The following is an 18,359-nucleotide window of genomic DNA, read 5'->3' as shown; positions in this document are numbered from 1 at the left end:
GCTAAAGCCATAAGCTTAACATTTTAGTAGTGTTAAATACACTTAACTTATACAACAAAAATAGATTAACATACGGTTTTAAAACTTTGGCAAATTGTCCAAAAAATGGCATATTTTATCCCCAATATTGTCTTTTGGTGTGTTTGGCCTATTATTTAAATCGGCAAAGGATAAAATAAGCCATTTTTTCACACCTATAGTAATTGTTAATTATCAGCACATTACGTTACTTTAAACACCAATCATAAAACACCATGAAACTAAGTGGACTATTTACCATAGTTTGTTTATCGTTTGGATTAATTTTTACTAAAGTTAACGCCCAGGCAAAAACAGCTGACAATGACGAAATCATCTATCATATATTTCAGCGAAGCTTTTATGACAGTAATGGCGATTATCATGGCGACCTGAACGGCATCCGCCAAAAGCTCGATTATTTGCAGGAGCTTGGAGTAACATCCGTCCTGTTAACCCCGCTTTATGAATCCGTTTTTTATCATAACTATTTTGCTGTTGATTTTGAAAAGATCGATCCGAAATACGGCACCCTTTCCGACTATCTTAAACTGATCAAAGAACTTCACCGCCGGGGTATGAAGTTTTATATGGATATGGAAACCCAGTATGTTACTGAAGATTCGCGCTGGTGGAAGGAAGCCTTCGGCAATCCTAAATCGCCGTATAGCGATTATATTTTATGGGATGACAAGGACAATAAAAAACCATCAACCATAGTGTATAACCTAACCGAACTTAAAGGCTATGACGGTATAACCCGTAAAATAACTACCGCCAATCTTAACAGCGACGCCTCAAAAGCTTACAACCTTAAACTGTTCAGCTATTGGACAGACCCTAATGGCGATGGCAAATTTGATGATGGGGTAGATGGTTTCCGGCTTGATCATATGATGGATAACCTGGATAACAAAGGCCGCCTTCCGCATTTATTTGATACTTTCTGGAACCCTTTGCTAACCAAATTGCGGGTCATCAATCCTAAAATAAAGATAGTAGCCGAGCAGGCCAACTGGTTTAGTCTTGGCACAGAATACCTTGAACATGGTGGCGTTGACCGGGTATTTGGGTTGCGGTTATGTTTTGCTATCCGGTCGTTTGATAAAAAGTTGCTGTTGGCCAATGCCGACTCGACACTGGCAATGCTTCCTTCGGGAAAGCAGCAGGTTGTTTTTATCGAAAATCATGACGTTCCCCGTTTTAGTTATGCAGTAAAGGGTGATTTGGCAAAGATGAAGGCAGGTTGTGCTTTTAACCTGCTAATGGGTGGTATCCCGGCAATTTATTACGGGCAAGAGCTTGGGATGACCGGCACTTCGGCAAACTTCGGCGCTACCGATGCCAATGAGATTCCCGACAGGGAGGCCTTTGAATGGTACAAAAGCGATACAGGCAAGGGTATGGCTTTATGGTATAAACAAACCGGCCCTTGGAAAGATCAGTTCAATAACGATAAACCTAATGATGGGATCTCCCTTGAAGAAGAAAAACAGGATCCAAATTCGTTATGGCATTACTATAAGCAGACGATCGCTATCCGCAAGGCAAACCCGGCTTTTGTTAATGGCAGCTACAAAACCATCAGCAATGATAATGATCACGTATTTACGTTTTTGAGGAAAGATGCCGGGCAAACGATACTGGTGGCTATAAATCTGGCAGACAAAGAAACGGGGGTAACTATCGACGCTAATGGAAAGCCCGTTAATATTATTGGAGATGAAAAACCGGTTATAAAAGGAGAGAAGCTGTCGGTTAATTTGCCTGCGTTTGGGGTAGGGGCATGGGAGTTGAAGTAAAACCCTATTTAAAACTTGCGCTCGTTTGCAACGAGCGCTTAATATGGTTTGGCGATTGTATCGCCCGTCGCGTTATAAACGCAAACCCAGGTTAAGCACTCGTTACAAACGAGCGCAAGAATAGTAAGTTCTAAAAAAATGTCATTGCGAGCGCAGCGTGGCAATCGCACGGAAGCATGGCCGCCCGGCATAGCTACGAGATTGCTTCGTCATCCCTCCCCGCAATGACAAAAATTAATTTACATCGAAGCCGAAGCTTTCACATTTTCCATGCCGTAATGCTTCAGGATATCATCAGGTACACCTGTCCATTTGCCGGGTTGATTACCTGCGTAGCCAATATCTTTGACGCCTATTTCGCTGGTGAAAAAGCCAGATGCAGTAAGATCACGCATACGGTTAAAGAAGGCTACACCCTGGGCCATTTCAGGTTTGGCTTTTTTAGGATAAGCAATCATATCAACCAGTTGAATTTGCTGATCTTTAGTGCAATCGGTAAAAGGCTTGCCAAAACGGTTAAGGCACTGCAGGTCCAGCCAGCGTAAACCACCGCGCATTGGGGTTTGATGATCGGGCATATCTTTTACAATAAACTCGATGAAATCGGGCACTTTAGCATCAGAAGCACTGCCCGATTTTTCATCCTTAGGGATAATGATATCGGCCAGTACAGTGATGGTAGCCATTTCTGTAGCAGTAAAAAATTTATCGGCATGCAGCTTTTTGTCGCGCTCAACCTCAAACGGCTGGCGGCCAACTTCGTCGCCGGCTGCTGGGGCAACGGCTTCTTCTGCGCCTTTTTTAGTATCGGTTTTACAGGCCTCCAGTAATAATCCTGCCGAAAGTGTTCCTAAGCCAAGGGCTTTAAGGGAGTCACGTCTGTTCATAAAATTGTTATGTTAGCTTGTTAAACGTTTAATTTTTTTCTTTCCTGAATGATGTATTCTGCAGTACGCATTGACAATGCAAGAATAGTCCATGTTGCATTTTTATCACCTTGCTGCACAAACGGAGCGGCATCAACTACGAACAGGTTTTTACAATCATGCGCCTGGCACCATTTATTTAAGGCCGATTTTTTAGGATCGTTACCCATACGGATAGTACCAACCTCGTGAATGATCTTGCCCGGAGCTTCCAAACCATAATTGGTTTCAGGACCTTGCGGCCCGCCATATATAGCCCCACCCATATTATGCATGATCTCCTGGAAGGTTTCCTGCATGTGCTTAGCCTGTTTTATTTCGTCGGGAGCCCATTTGTAGTGAAAACGCAATACCGGGATGCCGTATTTATCAACTACGTTTGGATCTATTTCGCAATAGTTATCATAGCGGGCAATGGCAGTACCACGACCGGCCATACCAAACTGTGTACCATAAAAACGACGGTAGTCATCTTTTAACGAAGCTCCGTAACCGCCTGCTTCTTTCATTTTACCATCGCGACCGGGAACAACACCATTCATATTCTGGATACCGCCGCTGAAGCCGTATGAAGGCATGTGTAAACCACCGCCATACTCAATGTGGTAGCCACGCGGAAAATCCAGTTTCTTATTATCCAGCCACCATGGCGAGTAAATATGCACACTGCCAACACCATCCTCGTTATAGCGCTTACGATCCATTAGCTGAGGAAGGAAACCGCCCGCGCTTGAACCGGTAGAGTCATGCAGATAACGACCAACAACACCGCTGCTGTTAGCCAAACCACCCGGATGCTGGGCAGATTTTGAGTTAAGCAGGATCCTGGCCGATTCGCCTGCGCTTGCACCAAGGATAACCGTTTTTGCGTTAACCTGGTACTCCTGCAAATCTTCTTTATTAACATATGATACACCTACGGCCAGGCCTTCGGCATTGGTGATAACTTCGCGCACCATAGCATTGGTGATCACTTTTAAGTTACCGGTTTTTATAGCCGGGATCACCAAACATGACGATGCTGAGAAGTCGCCGTAAACTTTACAGCTGCGGCCGCACTGTCCGCAAAAGAAACATGCGCCACGGTCTTTATTACCCGGCAAAGCCTCGGTTAATACCGAACCACGACCAGGAATAATTTTAACGCCGGCCTTTTGAGCGCCTTGTACAATGTACAGCTCATTAAGCCTCGGTTTTGGCGGAGGGAGGAAAATACCATCCGGTTCGTTTTCCAAACCTTCTTTGGTACCGTAAACACCAATCATACGGTCAACCTTATCATAGTACGGTTTTACATCATCGTAAGTGATTGGCCAGTCATCTGTAAGGCCGTCTTTGGCCTGAAAATCGCGCGGGCCCATCCTTAATGAAATACGCCCCCAGTGATTGGTGCGGCCACCCAGCATACGCGAACGGAACCAGAAAAACTCGGTTTGATCTTTTGTAGTGTAAGGCTCGCCATCGATGTCCCAGCCGCCATAAGCAGCGTCAAAGTCGCCGAAAGGGCGGGTTGTACCGGCACCACGGCGCGGCGACTCCCACGGCCATTTTAATTGTTGTGAATCTTTAGCAGGGTCAAAGTAAGCACCGGCTTCAAGCATTAAAACTTTTATACCGGCATTGGCCAAAACGTAACCGGCCATACCACCACCGGCACCCGAACCAACAATCACCACATCATAGGTGGCTGATGATTTTTTAATTTGCAGATCGCTCATATTATATCAAAGTATCCTTCTTTCTTATACGGAGAGGAAATTACACATGCCAGTGCATGTAAACACAATTTAAGTTAAGGTATAAAGATATAAACAGGGCACTACATACGCACCCTGTTCATAAAAAATATTAAAGCTCTTTAAGCTTAATGTTACGGTAACTAACCAGGTGACCATGATCCTGTAAAGCGATATGACCTTTAGGATAAGCAGCAAAACCTTTCCAGTTTTTAAACTTACTGGTACTTAATGCCTGGTTCCATTCATCGCTGCCAATTTTTACGTCAACAATCTGGGTGCCGTTAAGCCAGAAAGTGATTTGGCCATCCTTTTTACGCAATTTAATTTTATTCCATTCGCCGGCCGGTTTGCATACATCTTTTGATGGAGCAATCATATCATATAATGAACCTGCAAGGTGATTAGCTTTTTTGTTATCCTCCGCATCTTTGTTGTCAAGCACCTGCATTTCCATGCCGGTTAGGTAGGTTGCGCCAAATTGAGGGTCTTCATGCACACCGAAAATAACACCGCTGTTACCTTCTTTGGTGATGTTCCATTCAAGGGTTAGTTCGTAATTTTCATATTCACCATCAGTAACCAAATCGCCATGGCCTTCGGCTTTCGGGTCTAACTGTAAAGCGCCGTCAACAACTTTCCAGCCTACAACATCTTTTTTCAAATAAGTGTGCCAGCCAGTAGTGGTTTTGCCGTCGAACAGTTTGGTTTGCGCCGATACCGACAGGCAAAAGGCAGGGATAGCCATAAGGCCAAGCATGATCTTTTTCATAAAGTTATAATTGTTTTTAATAGTATCAGAACCGCCATTTGAATAGCTTTGGTTGGTTGAGGCGGCTCCTGTTGGTTTCATTGTATTTGCTCTGTACAAAAGTGTGTGACTTAAATAGTATAAAACTTTTTAAAGTTCACGACTTGATAAAACGTTTTAATTACAAATTAAGCGAACATTTTTTTAGGTCGGGCTAAATATATTGGCTTTTTTTTAATGCTAAAACGATTATCGCAAAAATAAAGTATAAGCCTGCGAAAACAGAGGTAAAAGCTTGGTTACAATGGACAATTTACGGTAGATAGGCAACCCAAAAAAGTCACGAATACTCGCGCCGGCTCGCAATCGCGATAAGAAATTTCCACACGAATTATTTTCAGACTTTACACAATTAATCGAATTACACGAATTTCAAATTTATGCAAGCGAAAAATTCGTGTAACTCGATTAATTCGAAAAAATTAGTGTAAAAATTTTTTATTCGTTCGCGCCACAGAAACAGCCAGCAAACACTCATAATTTCCGGCTAATGTCACAAGATGCCGATTACCGATACATTTACTTAATGCTGACATATACCCGATTGCAAAAAAACTTATAATAAGTAATATTGCGCCGTTATAATTAACCGTACGTTAACACACATGGTTGGCTATAATTAACTACAACCCAGACTTATCGGTAAAATAATACTTACTACATTGATCAATTTTTATTTTTTAAAACCGGCTTTTAAGAAGTCGGCTTTAACGCATCGTTTCAAATTCACGGTTGCACTAAAAGCAATTTGTGCACTGTTCATTTTTGTTGCTGTCGATAATTTAAAAGCGGCTGCAGTGAACCATATCACCGCACCGGCAGATACACTGGCTGATAGCGCGCTGATGAAAAAGCGACTCATTAACCAGGCCTTCGATCATATTTATGAGCAAAACCTGCGCGTATCAGAAGGAGGGAACGATTACTTCAACAAAGTAAAAACCCAGCTTACTGCCGATCTGGCGCCTAACTTTATTTTGTTCAGTACGCCAAAATCACGCTTCTTTTTCGTGTTTACCGCAAGGGTGAAGATCCGCCTGCTGGCCTCGCAGGGGGCACCGGTAAAATCACCAAGTTTTATGCCGGGTGGCACGCTATATTTCAGGGTAAATGAAGACACGTACAATCCTAAATTCTTCTCGTTCGGTTACTCGCACCACTCAAACGGGGTACGCGGACCGTCACTTAACCCCGATGGCAGCTTTAACCGTGACAGCGGCAAGTTTACCACCAACTTTTATACTTTAACTTATTACAGCGGTAAACGCTTTGATAAAAAGGACCTGATCATAAACCGTTATGATAACCTGGGCCTGGAAGTTCATGCCGGTTTGTTTAATCTTGGTGTATCCGAAGGCCTGAAAGATCATTATGGCTTTATCCGCATTAACGGTAGCCGCATGTATAACTTTGCCAAAGCCTACGAGGACCCAACCGACAAGAGAAAAAAAGTATACCAAAACTGGCAGCGCATCCGGTTCGACTTTACTTACATTGCCGACAAGTATGATAATTACTCAAGCTTTGATTTCAAAAAGCGCCTGAACGTAAGCCTGAAATATTACTACCAGTTTCCGTTTATGCCCGATGCCGCCCTTATGGTTGGCGGAGGCTACCGCGGCCAGGATGATTACAACCAGTTTTTTGAAGACAGCTATGGTTATGTTACCATTGGCTTTGCAAGCAGCTTGAGCTTTCACACGCATGGACGATAAGCTTAATGTCATTGCGAGCGTAGCGCGGCAATCGCATACCATTCAGAGCGGCCATGCTCCCGTGCGATTGCTTCGTTCCTCGCAATGACATGATTAAAAAAAGAAAAGCGGTTTCGCATGCGAAACCGCTTTTCTTTTTTTAATCGCTGCCGCAAGCCTCCCGGCTTGTGGCCCGCATGCATAGTAACCGGCACGACAATCTACCGCATAACCCTCTTTTTTGTACATTTGCCGCATGGCATCCATTAAACCATCAGTACCCAAAGGCACCCGCGATTTTTCACCGGCCGAAATGGTGAAACGCAATTATATTTTCGATACTATTAAATCCGTTTTCCGCAAATACGGCTATCAGCAGATAGAAACACCGACCATGGAAAACTCATCTACCTTAATGGGAAAATATGGCGAAGAAGGAGATAAGCTGATATTTAAAGTACTCAACAGCGGCGACTATCTTGCTAAGGTTGACGAACAGAAACTTATTGAACGCAATTCAAATTCTGTAGCGGTTGCCATCTCCGAAAAAGCCCTCCGTTACGATCTTACCGTTCCCTTCGCACGGTATGTAGTACAGCACCAAAACGAGATCACCTTTCCGTTCAAACGTTTCCAGGTGCAGCCGGTTTGGCGTGCAGACAGGCCTCAGCGTGGCCGTTACCGCGAGTTTTACCAGTGCGATGCGGATGTGGTTGGCTCTGATTCCCTACTGAACGAGGCTGAGTTTATCATGATCTATGACGAAGCATTAACCAAACTTGGCCTTAAAGATTTCAGCATAAAAATCAATAATAGAAAAATACTATCAGGAATTGCGCAAGTTATAGACAAAGCTGATAACATCATTGATTTGACCGTAGCTATCGACAAGCTGGATAAAATAGGCCTTGATGGCGTGATCAAAGAACTGCTTGAAAAAGGTTTTACCGATGATGATATCAATAAACTAAAACCCGTGATCCTGCTGGAAGGCAACAATACCGAGAAGCTGGCAAGCCTCCGTGAGGCTCTGGCCCAATCCGAGATCGGCTTAAAAGGCTGCGACGAGATAGAAACTGTTTTTGGCTATATAGAACGCTGCCCGCTGCAAACCGCCAAGTTGGAACTGGATATTACCCTTGCCCGCGGATTGAACTATTACACCGGCGCTATCTTCGAGGTGAAAACCAACGAAGTAAATATGGGTAGTATCGGCGGGGGCGGCCGCTATGACGACCTAACCGGCATGTTTGGTTTAAAAGGCCTTACCGGCGCCGGCATCTCCTTCGGGGCCGACAGGATCTATGATGTATTGGAAGAGCTTAACCTTTTCCCTGCCGACAGCAACCAAACCACTCAGGTACTTATATGCAATTTCGATAAAGAGGGCGAACTTTATAGTCTGCCTCTATTACAGCAACTTCGCCGCAACAATATTAACGCCGAACTTTACCCGGCCGGCGCTAAAATCAAAAAGCAAATGGAGTATGCCAACAATAAAAACGTTCCATACGTGGTTGTTATCGGCGGCGATGAGATACAAACCGGCTTGTTAACCTTTAAGGACATGGCAAGCGGTGTACAGGAGAAACTGACTGCAGATGAGATCGTAGTAAAAGTAAGCCAGAATTAACTGCATTTAGGCCGCCGATCTGGACGTAAACAGTTAAACATTTTGGTCCGCATTATTTCTAAACACTAAAAAAGAATCCCGCAGCTGTGCAATTTTAAGGATGCACAGCTACGGGATTTAATATTTTATCTGAGGATGAAGGGTTGTTAATCTTTGCCCTCTTTACCATCTCCCTTCTCATCCTTTTTTAAGTTTCCTTCAAGTTGCGGGTTTTGGGGTGGGAGGGTCTTTACCTTATGTTCAACCTCCGTTTGTTGAATGTGAACTGCGTAGTCGGCAGGTTCAATATGGCTTCCGCTGGCCTCGGCATAAACCTGGGTAAACTCGGCCCCTATATACAATATGGCCGAGGTGTAATAGATCCAAACCAATATTATGATAATGGAACCCGCAGCACCATAGGCCGAGCCCTGGGCAGTATATTGAATATAGAGACTAATGGCATACTGCCCAAGCATAAACAAAACAGCTGTAAATATGGCCCCGCTACGCACATCACGCCATTTGATCTTAACATCGGGCAAAAACTTAAATATAATACCAAACAGGGTGGTGATCACAACCAGGGTTATGCCCAGGTTAAGTATCTCAACAAATATTTTTGTCACCGAGTCTATCCCCGGCAGGAAACGCTGGATCTGGCTTTGAAGCGCACTGATTATAAGGTTGATTATAAGCGAAGCCAATAGTAAAAAACCCAGGCTAATGATCAGCGAAAACGACACGAAGCGGTTTTTTAACAGCTGTACCCAGCCGCTTTTAGGCTTGGCTTTAACCCGCCAGATCATGTTGAGCGAATCCTGGATCTCGATAAAAATACTGCTTGCGCCCAGTAAAAGTGTAACCACTCCAATAACAACCGCTATGCCCGATTTTCCGGACAAGGCAAGGTGCTTTAGTATATCCTGAATCTGTGCCGCCGGTCCTTTACCAACATAATGAACAATTTGAGGATATAAACGATCGGTTGCTGCATCCTGCCCAAAAACAAGACCGGCTACCGATATTACAATGATCAATAAGGGGGCAATAGAAAAAACGGTGTAATAAGCCAAAGATGCACTTAATTTCAGGCCATTATCTTTTGAAAACCCGGAGAACGATGCCAGCAGCACTTTCCATAGTTGTTTAAAATATTCTTTGCTAAAAAACTTCATGCCGATAGATTAAAGGTTAACGCTGTTTGTATATGGCTAAGCAATATTGGTGCCTTTTGTTAGGCAACGGTAATAAAAGTTGTAAGTTTTAAAATGGAAGTTCAAAAGCGCTACAGCCACTCAACAGGGATATCCAATAGCTCATAACCGGCCCAGCCCGTAAAATCGTAATGCCACCATTCGGTTGATATTACCCTGAAGCCATATTTGGCCATTACTGTTTTCAGCATTTCCCGGTTGGTTATTTGCTGTGCGGATAAATCCATATAGTTTGCGCCGGCTTTACGGCTAAAACTATCAAAGCCGGTTGGCATATCCAGTTCTTTACCTGTTTTCAGGCTAATAAGGGACAGGTCAATAGCACAGCCGCGGTTATGTTTTGACCCTTTGCGCGGATCGGCAACAAAATTGGTATCGGGCGTAAGCTCGTAAAAATTAACCGTGACAGCATAAGGCCGGTAGGCATCATAAATTTTAAGGCCAAGGCCCTGTGTTTTTAATTCGGCCTCAACCTGCTGAAGCGCTTTCACTACCGGGAGCCTTGCATAGGCTTTGGCAATTTTATACATGCGGCGGTGCATAAAATTATTGGTTGTGGCGTACCGCAGGTCCAAAGTTATTTCGGGGATATATTTTTTTATTTCAACCAGCTGTTTATCAGGGTTAGCTTTAACCTGTAGTTTATAACGGGCAATGCCGCAAACTTTTGTACTATCAATGTATTTATAATGCTGGGCGCTAACACGTAATACCCCGGCAACAAACACCAATAATATCAAATACCGGCGAACCATATTATCTGTGTGATACGATCAACAGGTCGAGATCCTTACAGGGAATTGCAAAGCGTTCGCCTATGTGTTTGTTGGTAAGCTGTCCCTGGTAAATATAAACAGCATTACGTACGCCAGACTTTTGCCAGATGAGGTTTTTGATCCCTCCCATATCGCCAATATCAAGCAGTATAGGTGCAAAAATATTGGTGAGCGCATAAGTGGCAGTACGGGCCACACGCGATGCTATATTAGGTACACAATAATGGATCACATCATACTTACGGAAAACCGGGTGGGTATGGTTAGTAACCTCAGATGTTTCAAAGCAGCCGCCCTGGTCAATACTCACATCAATGATCACCGAATCGCGCTTCATACGGCTAACGGTAGCTTCAGAAATAATGCAGGGACTGCGGCCATCTTCTGCACGGAGCGCGCCAATAGCTACGTCGCACGAGGTAATGGCCTTTTCCAATACTATAGGCTGTACAACCGAAGTAAAAACGCGGCTGCCGATATTGTTTTGCAGGCGGCGAAGCTTGTATATAGATGGGTCAAACACCTTAACCTCTGCACCCAATGATATGGCTGTACGTGCTGCATATTCGCCAACCGTACCTGCGCCAAGGATCACAATTTCGGTTGGCGGAACGCCGGTTATGCCACCCAGCATCAAGCCCTTGCCTTCAAAAACATTGCTTAAATATTCGGCAGCTATAAGTATGGAAGTAGCACCTACAATCTCGCTCATTGCCCTGATCACGGTAAGTATATTGCCTTCATCGCGAAGATGCTCAAAGCTTAAGGCTGTAATTTTTTTTGCCATCAGCGCCTGGATATTTTCGGCCTTGAGCGTAGCCATTTGCAGGGTAGAGATCAATATCTGTCCGGGCTTCATCATCTCGATTTCACCGGTTGTGGGCGGCGCAATTTTTATGATAATATCTGCTTCGTAAACCTTTTTGGTATCATAAACTATCTGGGCACCCTGCTCGCTGTAATCCTTATCTGAAAAATTGGCGGCCTGCCCTGCGTTGCTCTCCAGCAATACATCATGGCCGTTATTAACCAGTAACGCTACCGACAGCGGCGTTAAGGGCACCCGGTTTTCCTGGAAAGAAACCTCTTTAGGAATGCCGATGTACAGCTTATTCTTTTTACTTTTTACCTCCAGCAACGACTCCTGGGGCTGCATCATTGCTTGCTTGGCAATATCCGAAAACCCACTGTATATCCCTGAACTCATGATGTATTGTTTTTAAGGCTGTTGAAGATAATAAAAAACGATGGATGATAAACTAAATATTTTCGATGCTGATACCTCGCGAATTGCTGTCCAAAACCTGGATCCGGATGTTGGCATAATGCTCCGGGAGCAGATCGGGGATCTTTTCGGGCCACTCAATAAAGCAGTAGGCTCCACTGTAAAAATATTCCTCGTAGCCCATATCCAATGCTTCTGTTTGATTTTTAAGACGATAAAAATCAAAATGAAAGATCCGGCTATCACGGCCAATGTATTCGTTCACGATGGAAAACGTTGGACTGGTAGCCTGTTCGGTTACCCCCAATTGCTCACACAGCGTTTTAATAAGCGTAGTTTTACCGGCTCCCATTTCGCCATAAAAAAGAAAAATTTTGTTCCCTGCCGAGTTGGCCAGAATGGCTTCGGCGGCCTGAGGGATTTGGGATAATGAATTTACAGATAGTTGCACAGTGTTTGACTCTCTTTTACGTCATTGCGAGGAACGAAGCAATCCCCGATTAGCAGAGCAACTAAGCAGAGCCGCCCTGTATAGTTTGGGATTGCTTCGTGCCTCGCAATGACGCATGTTTTATATATTAGTAAGGTTACCAAAAATACTCAAAATCCCTAAATTATAAATTAGCTGTAAGCGCTTTAAAAAAAGCGTCTTTTGCTTCAATATGCGGGATATGCCCGCAATTGTCAAACTCAATAAGCTTGCAACCGGGGATTTTTTTAGCTGTTTCAGGGCCCAATATTTTGTATTGGCCGTGTTTGGCTTTTTCTTCATCGTTAAGCAAGGCTTTGCCTACTATTGTTTTATCCTCTTTACCGGTAAACAATATCACAGGCACTTTAATAAGACCAAACTCATAGCAAACCGGCTGCTCGTATATCATTTCAAAAGTAAGCGCGGCAACCTTGGCATAGCGGGGAAAATCGGCGCTCTTGCTTACTCCTGCAGCAATGGCAACTAAATAATCGTATTCGGGTTTCCAGGAAGTAAAATATGATGTTTGGTAATATTTTTTAACGCTTTCGTAACTGGTTTTCAGCTCGGCTTTATAATCATCTTCGGCACTGGTATAGGGTACAAATGTACGGTAATCCTCTAAGCCGATAGGGTCTTCAAGCAGCAGTTTTTCAACTGTGTTTGGGTACATCAGCGTAAAACGGGTAGCCAGCATCCCGCCCATAGAGTGCCCCATTAAGGTGATCTTCTGAATCCCCAAACTATCCAGCAGGTTTTTATTAAACCTCGCCAACAGGTGAAAACTATGATGAATAAATGCTTTTGATGATTTACCAAACCCTATTTGATCGGGAACTATTACCCGGTAACCTTTATCGGCTAATAGCTTTATCACATCTTTTCCAATAATATCCACCAAAATTTTTCCCATGGAAAAGCATGATAGTTTTACCATTGGGAGCGGCTGGCTTTACATCCATATAGGCCATGCGGATGTCCTGTCCTTCAACCTTTATCTGCATAAAGTTTACCGGGTATGGATATTTTACATTTTCGAGTGTGATAGAAAGGGTATCGGACTGGGCGCGGGCCGCGATGCTTGCAGATATCAGGAGTAGGAGGGTTAGTATTTTGCGCATGTAGAAAATACAGGTGATAAGGCTAAGTGTTTGCCCCCCGGCCCCCTAAAGGGGGAGTTTGACGTGGTGATGACTATGAGGTTTGCTACAGGAGGCACAAGCCTGCCTTGCACAGGCTGCCTCACAAGACTTGCGCCAGCGGAGGGAAAAATGGCCCTTTGCCCTTTGTCATGCTGAGGCACGAAGCATCTTCTTCGCCCTGTATAGCGGCCATGCTTGTTGAAGAAGATCCTTCACTGCGTTCAGGATGACAAAGCGGAAAACCCTCCAAACAAAAAAGTCCCACCATTACGGCAGGACTTTCAGTTAATAGTTTAAACGCGATCAGGATTTCTTATTGCTGTTGAACCCGAAGGGAACAACAACCTTAAAGCTGATGTTGCGGCCCATATTAAAGATACCAGGGCGTACACCATCGGGCACGTTAGGATTGTCAAAATATTTAAGCCTGCTCATGTTTGATTGATAGTTAACATTGGCAAGGTTAGTGCCTTCAACAAAAAGCTTAATAACCGGCTGACCAGCTTTGTTAACAATGTTGCCGCCAAAACCGGCACTTAACAGGTTGTAGCCCGCTGTGTAAGTTTCTGTTCCGTATGCTGCGAAAAAGCGGTCTTGTGCGCTGTAATGGTCAAAGCCAACAAAGGCATAAATGCTTTTAACTTTACCGAAGCCGCCGTTAAAAGTACCGCGCAGTTCTGAATGCGTATGCAATGGCGGAATAAAAGGCAGGTATTTTAAACTATCAGCAACCGGGCCGCCGTTACCTTTGTTTTCGCCATAGGTTAAGCTTAGGGCATTTTCAAAGTGAAGCCATGATATGGGGTGCAAATCCACGTTAACTTCGCCGCCGTAGATGCGGGCCTTGCTTTGTACATAGGTAAATGTGGTATAACCCTGAGTATAAACCGGACTGCCATCGGCAGCTAATACCTGTTGCTGGTAAATATAGTTTGACAGGTTGTTGTTAAACACCTCAACGCTGGCCGAAATGTTGGGCAGGGTTAGGAAGGTACCGATATCTTCCTGCAAGCTAAATTCAGGCTTAAAGTTTTTATCGCCGATGTGATAGATCTGCGAGCCCGGGTCTGGTCCGTTGGCCGAGATCTCAGCAATACTTGGTGCCCTGAAACCGCGTGAAATATTGCCCTTGATCAGGAATGCATCCGACACATTATAGGTTGCCCCGAAGCTGCCCGAAAAACCGCTGAACCTTTTGTTAAAGGAATCAAACTGCTTGGTAACGTTTGCTGCTGTTTCGGGATTGCTGCCTGTGTATAACTGCGGAAATCCGTTTCGGCCGAGTGTATTAACATAGGCGGCGTTGTTGCTGAACGAGCGGGTATCATACCTTGCACCAGCAGAAAGATCAAGCTTGCCGAAGCTCTTTTTTATTACGAAGAAAGGGCCGATATCAAACTGATGATAAGCGGGGATCGGGAAATCCGTGGCATCGCCAATGGTGTTGTTTTGGTACTGACCATTAATACCAAAGGTTGTTTCATAGTCATTACCTATGTTAAAGTTATACTTAACATCATAGGTATAGGTAGTAAGGTGCAGGTTAAGTCCGGCAATATCACCCGCTTCAGGGTGCGTAAATTCGCGACGGTGACTGAATTGATAACCCAGGTTAACTGCCAGGTTTCCGTTACCTAATATGAAGTTACTGTTGTTATAGATGCGGTAAAGCTGTACGTGCTGATGCAGTGTAGGGATGCTGTATGAGTTTAAAACAGACTGCGGAACAATTTGCCTGGGGGCATCACCGTCTTCAACAACCTGCTGTGTAAACTTGCGGGTAAGCGAATCGCGGCTACCATCGGGGATAGCCTGTTCATCATCAAATACCGAAGCATGCAGGTATGAATAACCCCATGATTTATTAAGGCCTACCATTACGCGGGCATCTTTTTCGCGGTAGTTGGTAGCATATACACGGCCGTCATGCTCGTTTTGATAATCCTTACTGCCTTTGGCCGAGATCACAGTACCCCAGATAAGGCCATTCTGATTACCCTGTAACCTGAACGAACCATTATATAAACCCTGGTTGGTGCCATACAAGCCCTGAACCGAGCCGAGGATCTTGCCTTCGGGTACCGGTGCCGGCGAAATGAGGTTCACAACACCACCGATAGCATCCGAACCATAGGTTAAGCTTGCCGGGCCTTTGATCACCTCAACCCTGTCGATAGAGTTTTGATCCACTTCAATGCCGTGCTCATCGCCCCATTGCTGGCCTTCCTGGCGGATACCATCCTGCAGGGTAATTACCCGGTTATAACCCAAACCATGAATAAACGGTTTTGATACGTTAGGGCCGGTAGTAACAGCACTTACGCCGGGTAGTGTGGCAATCTGGTCGATAATGTTGCCGGATGCTGCACGCTGCTCCAAATAAGCCTTGCCTACCGCAACCATAGGTACGGGACTGCGTTTTATTTCGGTGGCTTTGCTCACACCGGTAATAACAACCTCGCCGGCTTCAAGCGACGAAGTTTGCATTTTAACATCAAATACGCTTGTTTTTGAAAAGTCGACCCTTTGGTTAACGGTTAAATAACCAATGTAAGTTACCTGCACCAGGAAAATTCCCTTAGGCACATTAGCGAAACTATACTTACCATTAACATCGGTAATGGCACCTTTGCGTAAATCGGGGATGTTTATGGTTGCGCCGATAATTGGTTTGCCATCGGCCTTATCGGTAATAGTACCCGAAAGACCGCCCACAGCATCTTCAATTTTGTTGTTTACAGTGATAGCGGGACTATTGGCAAATACGAAAGACTGAGCAGATATTAATAATATAACGAAGCTTATTAGCTTTAATTTCATGATGAAAATTTAAGAAAATCGATAAATACCGTTAATGATAACGGCTTTGTTTTTAAAGAAAAGATAAGGCAGGGTTATGCTGTAACCGGAGGTGCCCTCCCGGCCGAAAGAATAAGCGCAATGCTTACAAAATCATAATCGCCGGCTTTAAAAACATGATCGGATGTTAGAAGAGGTACTAAAAAAGTATTGTTGCTAACTGTAACGGCATCGGTATGATGCATGGCATCGCAAAGCAAACACTTTTCTTTAACAGTTTGGTGGCCTTCGGCCGTCTGGCTGTGTTTGGTGATCCCTTTAATAAGGGCATGCTGGTGCGAATAAACCATATATTGCCCGGCCACAAAGCAAATTAGCAGCAGCCATGCAAATACAATATGTAGGCGTTTTTTTTTCACAGTCAACACTCCTTATAACGGAATACGGCAAAAGTAAGTATTAATACGGGAATATTAATGCAACATTGTAACAATAATGCGATCGTTCATTAGTTCACTGGTTCATTAGTTTATTTGTCCTTTCTCTTGTATAGTGGTATTGAAATAGAGTTATCAAACTTTTCACCAATGAACCAGTGAACTAATGAACCAATGAACCTATCTTTGCACCCTATGACACCTGCCGAGATCAATAAAAAATGGGAAGTGCTGCAACAGCGGATAGCTGAGGATTTCGATAACGAAAAGCCCGATATTAAAGTGATGCTTTTTTTGATCGGCGTGCAGGAACTGGGGCAAGGCCCGCGCAAGTTCAGCAAACGCCAAAAGGAAGAACTGATGCATATAGCCACCTGCCGCTTAATGAGCATGATGGGCTTTTATGAACTCGAAGGCCTTGACCAGGATGGCTGGCCGCACTGGAAACGTATCAAAGTGATCCCCAATTATACCCTGCTTGAACAGGAAATGATGATGAAATCGCTCATTGTAAATTACTTTGAGGAGATGGAGGGGGCTGATTAGTGAGTGGTTTATTGGGTTGATAACAGGGCTTTATAATTCCCCTCTTGAGAGGGGGCGCGGAGGGAAGAGCGATAGCAGGGGTGTGTTTCTGCGATTTGCTTGTCAAAGCAGAAACACACCCCTCCGCCCCTCTCAAGAGGGGAATCGCGCACTCCCCAGCTTTTTACCCCTTAAATTGATAGTTATGATCCCCAAGGGAGGGAATTAGAACATTTCGAACAATTAACCTATCTTCATCAATCAGAAAAAAATCAACGCAATCAGCGAAATCAAAATAATCAACGGTCTATGAAGAAACTTTTTACCCTAAGCATTCTTTTATTAACCCTTACTGCTGCATTTGCTGGGCCGCCTAAAAACCAGTATGTGCGCATTCATACTGGTTATGGCGATTGTATTCTTCGCCTGTATAATGAAACGCCTTTGCACCGGGATAACTTTATCAAGCTTACCAAAAAGGGATTTTATAATGGTACGCTGTTTCACCGGGTGATCCAGAACTTCATGATCCAGGGAGGTGATCCGGATTCGAAAGATACAGTAAAAGCTAAACCCGGTGCCGAGCTGGGCAATGGCGATGTGGGCTACACCATTCCGACCGAGTTTCGCGACAGCCTGTTTCATAAACGTGGGGTACTTGCTGCTGCACGCGATGATAATCCCAAAAAAGAATCAAGCGGCTACCAGTTTTATATTGTGGAAGGCAAGCGTTTTACCGATGGCAAACTGGATACATTAGAAAACACCCGGCTTAAAGGCCGCAAGATCCCGGTATGGCAGCGCGAATGGTACAAATCAGTAGGAGGTTCACCACACCTTGATCAAAACTATACCGTTTTTGGCGAAGTTGTTTCGGGTATTGATATGGTGGATAGGATTGCTGCCGTTAAAAAAGACTCCAATGATCGTCCCAATGTTGATGTGCCCATGACCGTTGAGTTGCTGAGTAAAAAGGAATGCAAGCAGTTGGATAAGATTCTTTTCCCGAAGAAAAAATAAAATTTTTTGCTCCGCTGTCGCGAGTTTAGCGATGGTGTAACTCGTGGTTGGCATAATGTAAGCTTTCAGCTTACACAAACTCAGCTGAAACGATGGTACACCACGGGTTGAAAACCCGCGGCAGATAGCGCAATTTTATTATAGTTT

17 protein-coding genes are annotated in these 18,359 nt (G+C 44.3%); 5 read left to right on the top strand and 12 right to left on the bottom strand.

Annotated features, from left to right (window positions below):
* Positions 1–254: 254 nt before the first annotated feature.
* Positions 255–1,820: an alpha-amylase family glycosyl hydrolase gene (locus tag MTO98_RS00300; protein WP_243484472.1), complete on the top strand. Its 1,566-nt coding sequence runs from the start codon at positions 255–257 to the stop codon at positions 1,818–1,820.
* A 239-nt stretch (positions 1,821–2,059) separates the two neighbouring features.
* On the opposite strand, the gene MTO98_RS00295 is transcribed toward MTO98_RS00300, so the two are convergent.
* The 3 genes from MTO98_RS00295 to MTO98_RS00285 all read right to left on the bottom strand — a co-directional run bounded on the left by MTO98_RS00295 (position 2,060) and on the right by MTO98_RS00285 (position 5,335).
* Positions 2,060–2,707, bottom strand: coding sequence for a gluconate 2-dehydrogenase subunit 3 family protein (locus tag MTO98_RS00295; protein WP_243484470.1), 648 nt, complete (start codon positions 2,705–2,707; stop codon positions 2,060–2,062).
* A gap of 20 nt (positions 2,708–2,727) precedes the next feature.
* On the bottom strand, positions 2,728–4,464 hold the full coding sequence (locus MTO98_RS00290) for a GMC family oxidoreductase (protein ID WP_243484468.1): 1,737 nt from the start codon (positions 4,462–4,464) through the stop codon (positions 2,728–2,730).
* A gap of 130 nt (positions 4,465–4,594) precedes the next feature.
* On the bottom strand, positions 4,595–5,335 hold the full coding sequence (locus MTO98_RS00285) for a DUF1080 domain-containing protein (RefSeq protein ID WP_243484466.1): 741 nt from the start codon (positions 5,333–5,335) through the stop codon (positions 4,595–4,597).
* A gap of 620 nt (positions 5,336–5,955) precedes the next feature.
* Between MTO98_RS00285 and MTO98_RS00280 the strand changes: the two genes are divergently transcribed.
* Both MTO98_RS00280 and hisS read left to right on the top strand, forming a co-directional pair.
* Complete coding sequence (locus tag MTO98_RS00280) at positions 5,956–7,008, top strand: hypothetical protein (RefSeq protein WP_243484464.1); 1,053 nt, start codon at positions 5,956–5,958, stop codon at positions 7,006–7,008.
* 235 nt (positions 7,009–7,243) lie between these two features.
* On the top strand, positions 7,244–8,620 hold the full coding sequence (hisS, locus tag MTO98_RS00275) for a histidine--tRNA ligase (RefSeq protein WP_243484462.1): 1,377 nt from the start codon (positions 7,244–7,246) through the stop codon (positions 8,618–8,620).
* A gap of 146 nt (positions 8,621–8,766) precedes the next feature.
* Here the strand turns inward: hisS and MTO98_RS00270 are convergent, their stop codons facing one another.
* The 9 genes from MTO98_RS00270 to MTO98_RS00235 form a co-directional block, all read right to left on the bottom strand.
* The gene (locus MTO98_RS00270) at positions 8,767–9,777 is read right to left on the bottom strand and encodes a YihY/virulence factor BrkB family protein (protein WP_243484460.1); all 1,011 of its coding nucleotides are present in this window, start codon (positions 9,775–9,777) and stop codon (positions 8,767–8,769) included.
* 110 nt (positions 9,778–9,887) lie between these two features.
* Positions 9,888–10,571 (bottom strand): M15 family metallopeptidase, encoded by a 684-nt coding sequence (locus MTO98_RS00265; protein WP_243484458.1) that lies wholly within the window; start codon positions 10,569–10,571, stop codon positions 9,888–9,890.
* Between the two features lies 1 nt (position 10,572).
* Positions 10,573–11,799 carry an alanine dehydrogenase gene (locus tag MTO98_RS00260; RefSeq protein WP_243484456.1) on the bottom strand — a complete coding sequence of 409 codons (1,227 nt, stop codon included), beginning with the start codon at positions 11,797–11,799 and terminating at the stop codon, positions 10,573–10,575.
* A gap of 52 nt (positions 11,800–11,851) precedes the next feature.
* On the bottom strand, positions 11,852–12,268 hold the full coding sequence (gene tsaE, locus MTO98_RS00255) for a tRNA (adenosine(37)-N6)-threonylcarbamoyltransferase complex ATPase subunit type 1 TsaE (protein WP_243484455.1): 417 nt from the start codon (positions 12,266–12,268) through the stop codon (positions 11,852–11,854).
* Positions 12,269–12,431: 163 nt separating this feature from the next.
* Positions 12,432–13,202 (bottom strand): alpha/beta fold hydrolase, encoded by a 771-nt coding sequence (locus tag MTO98_RS00250; protein ID WP_371825397.1) that lies wholly within the window; start codon positions 13,200–13,202, stop codon positions 12,432–12,434.
* Positions 13,144–13,410: a hypothetical protein gene (locus tag MTO98_RS34380; RefSeq protein ID WP_371825396.1), complete on the bottom strand. Its 267-nt coding sequence runs from the start codon at positions 13,408–13,410 to the stop codon at positions 13,144–13,146. The genes MTO98_RS00250 and MTO98_RS34380 overlap by 59 nt, the downstream gene beginning before the upstream one ends.
* Before the next feature lie 121 nt (positions 13,411–13,531).
* Positions 13,532–13,699 carry a hypothetical protein gene (locus MTO98_RS00245; protein WP_243484452.1) on the bottom strand — a complete coding sequence of 56 codons (168 nt, stop codon included), beginning with the start codon at positions 13,697–13,699 and terminating at the stop codon, positions 13,532–13,534.
* A 35-nt stretch (positions 13,700–13,734) separates the two neighbouring features.
* Entirely contained in the window at positions 13,735–16,251 is a 2,517-nt protein-coding gene (locus tag MTO98_RS00240; RefSeq protein WP_243484450.1) for a TonB-dependent receptor, read from the bottom strand.
* A gap of 74 nt (positions 16,252–16,325) precedes the next feature.
* Complete coding sequence (locus tag MTO98_RS00235) at positions 16,326–16,649, bottom strand: hypothetical protein (protein WP_243484448.1); 324 nt, start codon at positions 16,647–16,649, stop codon at positions 16,326–16,328.
* A 213-nt stretch (positions 16,650–16,862) separates the two neighbouring features.
* Here MTO98_RS00235 and MTO98_RS00230 point away from each other — a divergent pair, with 213 nt between their 5' ends.
* Positions 16,863–17,213, top strand: coding sequence for a hypothetical protein (locus MTO98_RS00230; protein ID WP_243487968.1), 351 nt, complete (start codon positions 16,863–16,865; stop codon positions 17,211–17,213).
* A 288-nt stretch (positions 17,214–17,501) separates the two neighbouring features.
* On the top strand, positions 17,502–18,212 hold the full coding sequence (locus MTO98_RS00225; RefSeq protein WP_243484446.1) for a peptidylprolyl isomerase: 711 nt from the start codon (positions 17,502–17,504) through the stop codon (positions 18,210–18,212).
* Positions 18,213–18,359 lie beyond the last annotated feature (147 nt).

The organism is Mucilaginibacter sp. SMC90, from assembly GCF_022811725.1.
Lineage (GTDB): Bacteria > Bacteroidota > Bacteroidia > Sphingobacteriales > Sphingobacteriaceae > Mucilaginibacter.
This window is presented reverse-complemented; position numbering and strand designations above follow the sequence as displayed.

Coding starts and splice junctions, on each gene's coding strand:
- MTO98_RS00230 (WP_243487968.1), top strand. CDS start 16,863: ATGACACCTGCCGAGATCAATAAAAAATGGGAAGTGCTGCAACAGCGG.
- MTO98_RS00300 (WP_243484472.1), top strand. CDS start 255: ATGAAACTAAGTGGACTATTTACCATAGTTTGTTTATCGTTTGGATTA.
- MTO98_RS34380 (WP_371825396.1), bottom strand. CDS start 13,410: ATGCGCAAAATACTAACCCTCCTACTCCTGATATCTGCAAGCATCGCG.
- MTO98_RS00285 (WP_243484466.1), bottom strand. CDS start 5,335: ATGAAACCAACAGGAGCCGCCTCAACCAACCAAAGCTATTCAAATGGC.
- MTO98_RS00290 (WP_243484468.1), bottom strand. CDS start 4,464: ATGAGCGATCTGCAAATTAAAAAATCATCAGCCACCTATGATGTGGTG.
- MTO98_RS00265 (WP_243484458.1), bottom strand. CDS start 10,571: ATGGTTCGCCGGTATTTGATATTATTGGTGTTTGTTGCCGGGGTATTA.
- hisS (WP_243484462.1), top strand. CDS start 7,244: ATGGCATCCATTAAACCATCAGTACCCAAAGGCACCCGCGATTTTTCA.
- MTO98_RS00260 (WP_243484456.1), bottom strand. CDS start 11,799: ATGAGTTCAGGGATATACAGTGGGTTTTCGGATATTGCCAAGCAAGCA.
- MTO98_RS00250 (WP_371825397.1), bottom strand. CDS start 13,202: ATGGGAAAAATTTTGGTGGATATTATTGGAAAAGATGTGATAAAGCTA.
- MTO98_RS00245 (WP_243484452.1), bottom strand. CDS start 13,699: ATGGTGGGACTTTTTTGTTTGGAGGGTTTTCCGCTTTGTCATCCTGAA.
- MTO98_RS00240 (WP_243484450.1), bottom strand. CDS start 16,251: ATGAAATTAAAGCTAATAAGCTTCGTTATATTATTAATATCTGCTCAG.
- MTO98_RS00295 (WP_243484470.1), bottom strand. CDS start 2,707: ATGAACAGACGTGACTCCCTTAAAGCCCTTGGCTTAGGAACACTTTCG.
- MTO98_RS00225 (WP_243484446.1), top strand. CDS start 17,502: ATGAAGAAACTTTTTACCCTAAGCATTCTTTTATTAACCCTTACTGCT.
- MTO98_RS00270 (WP_243484460.1), bottom strand. CDS start 9,777: ATGAAGTTTTTTAGCAAAGAATATTTTAAACAACTATGGAAAGTGCTG.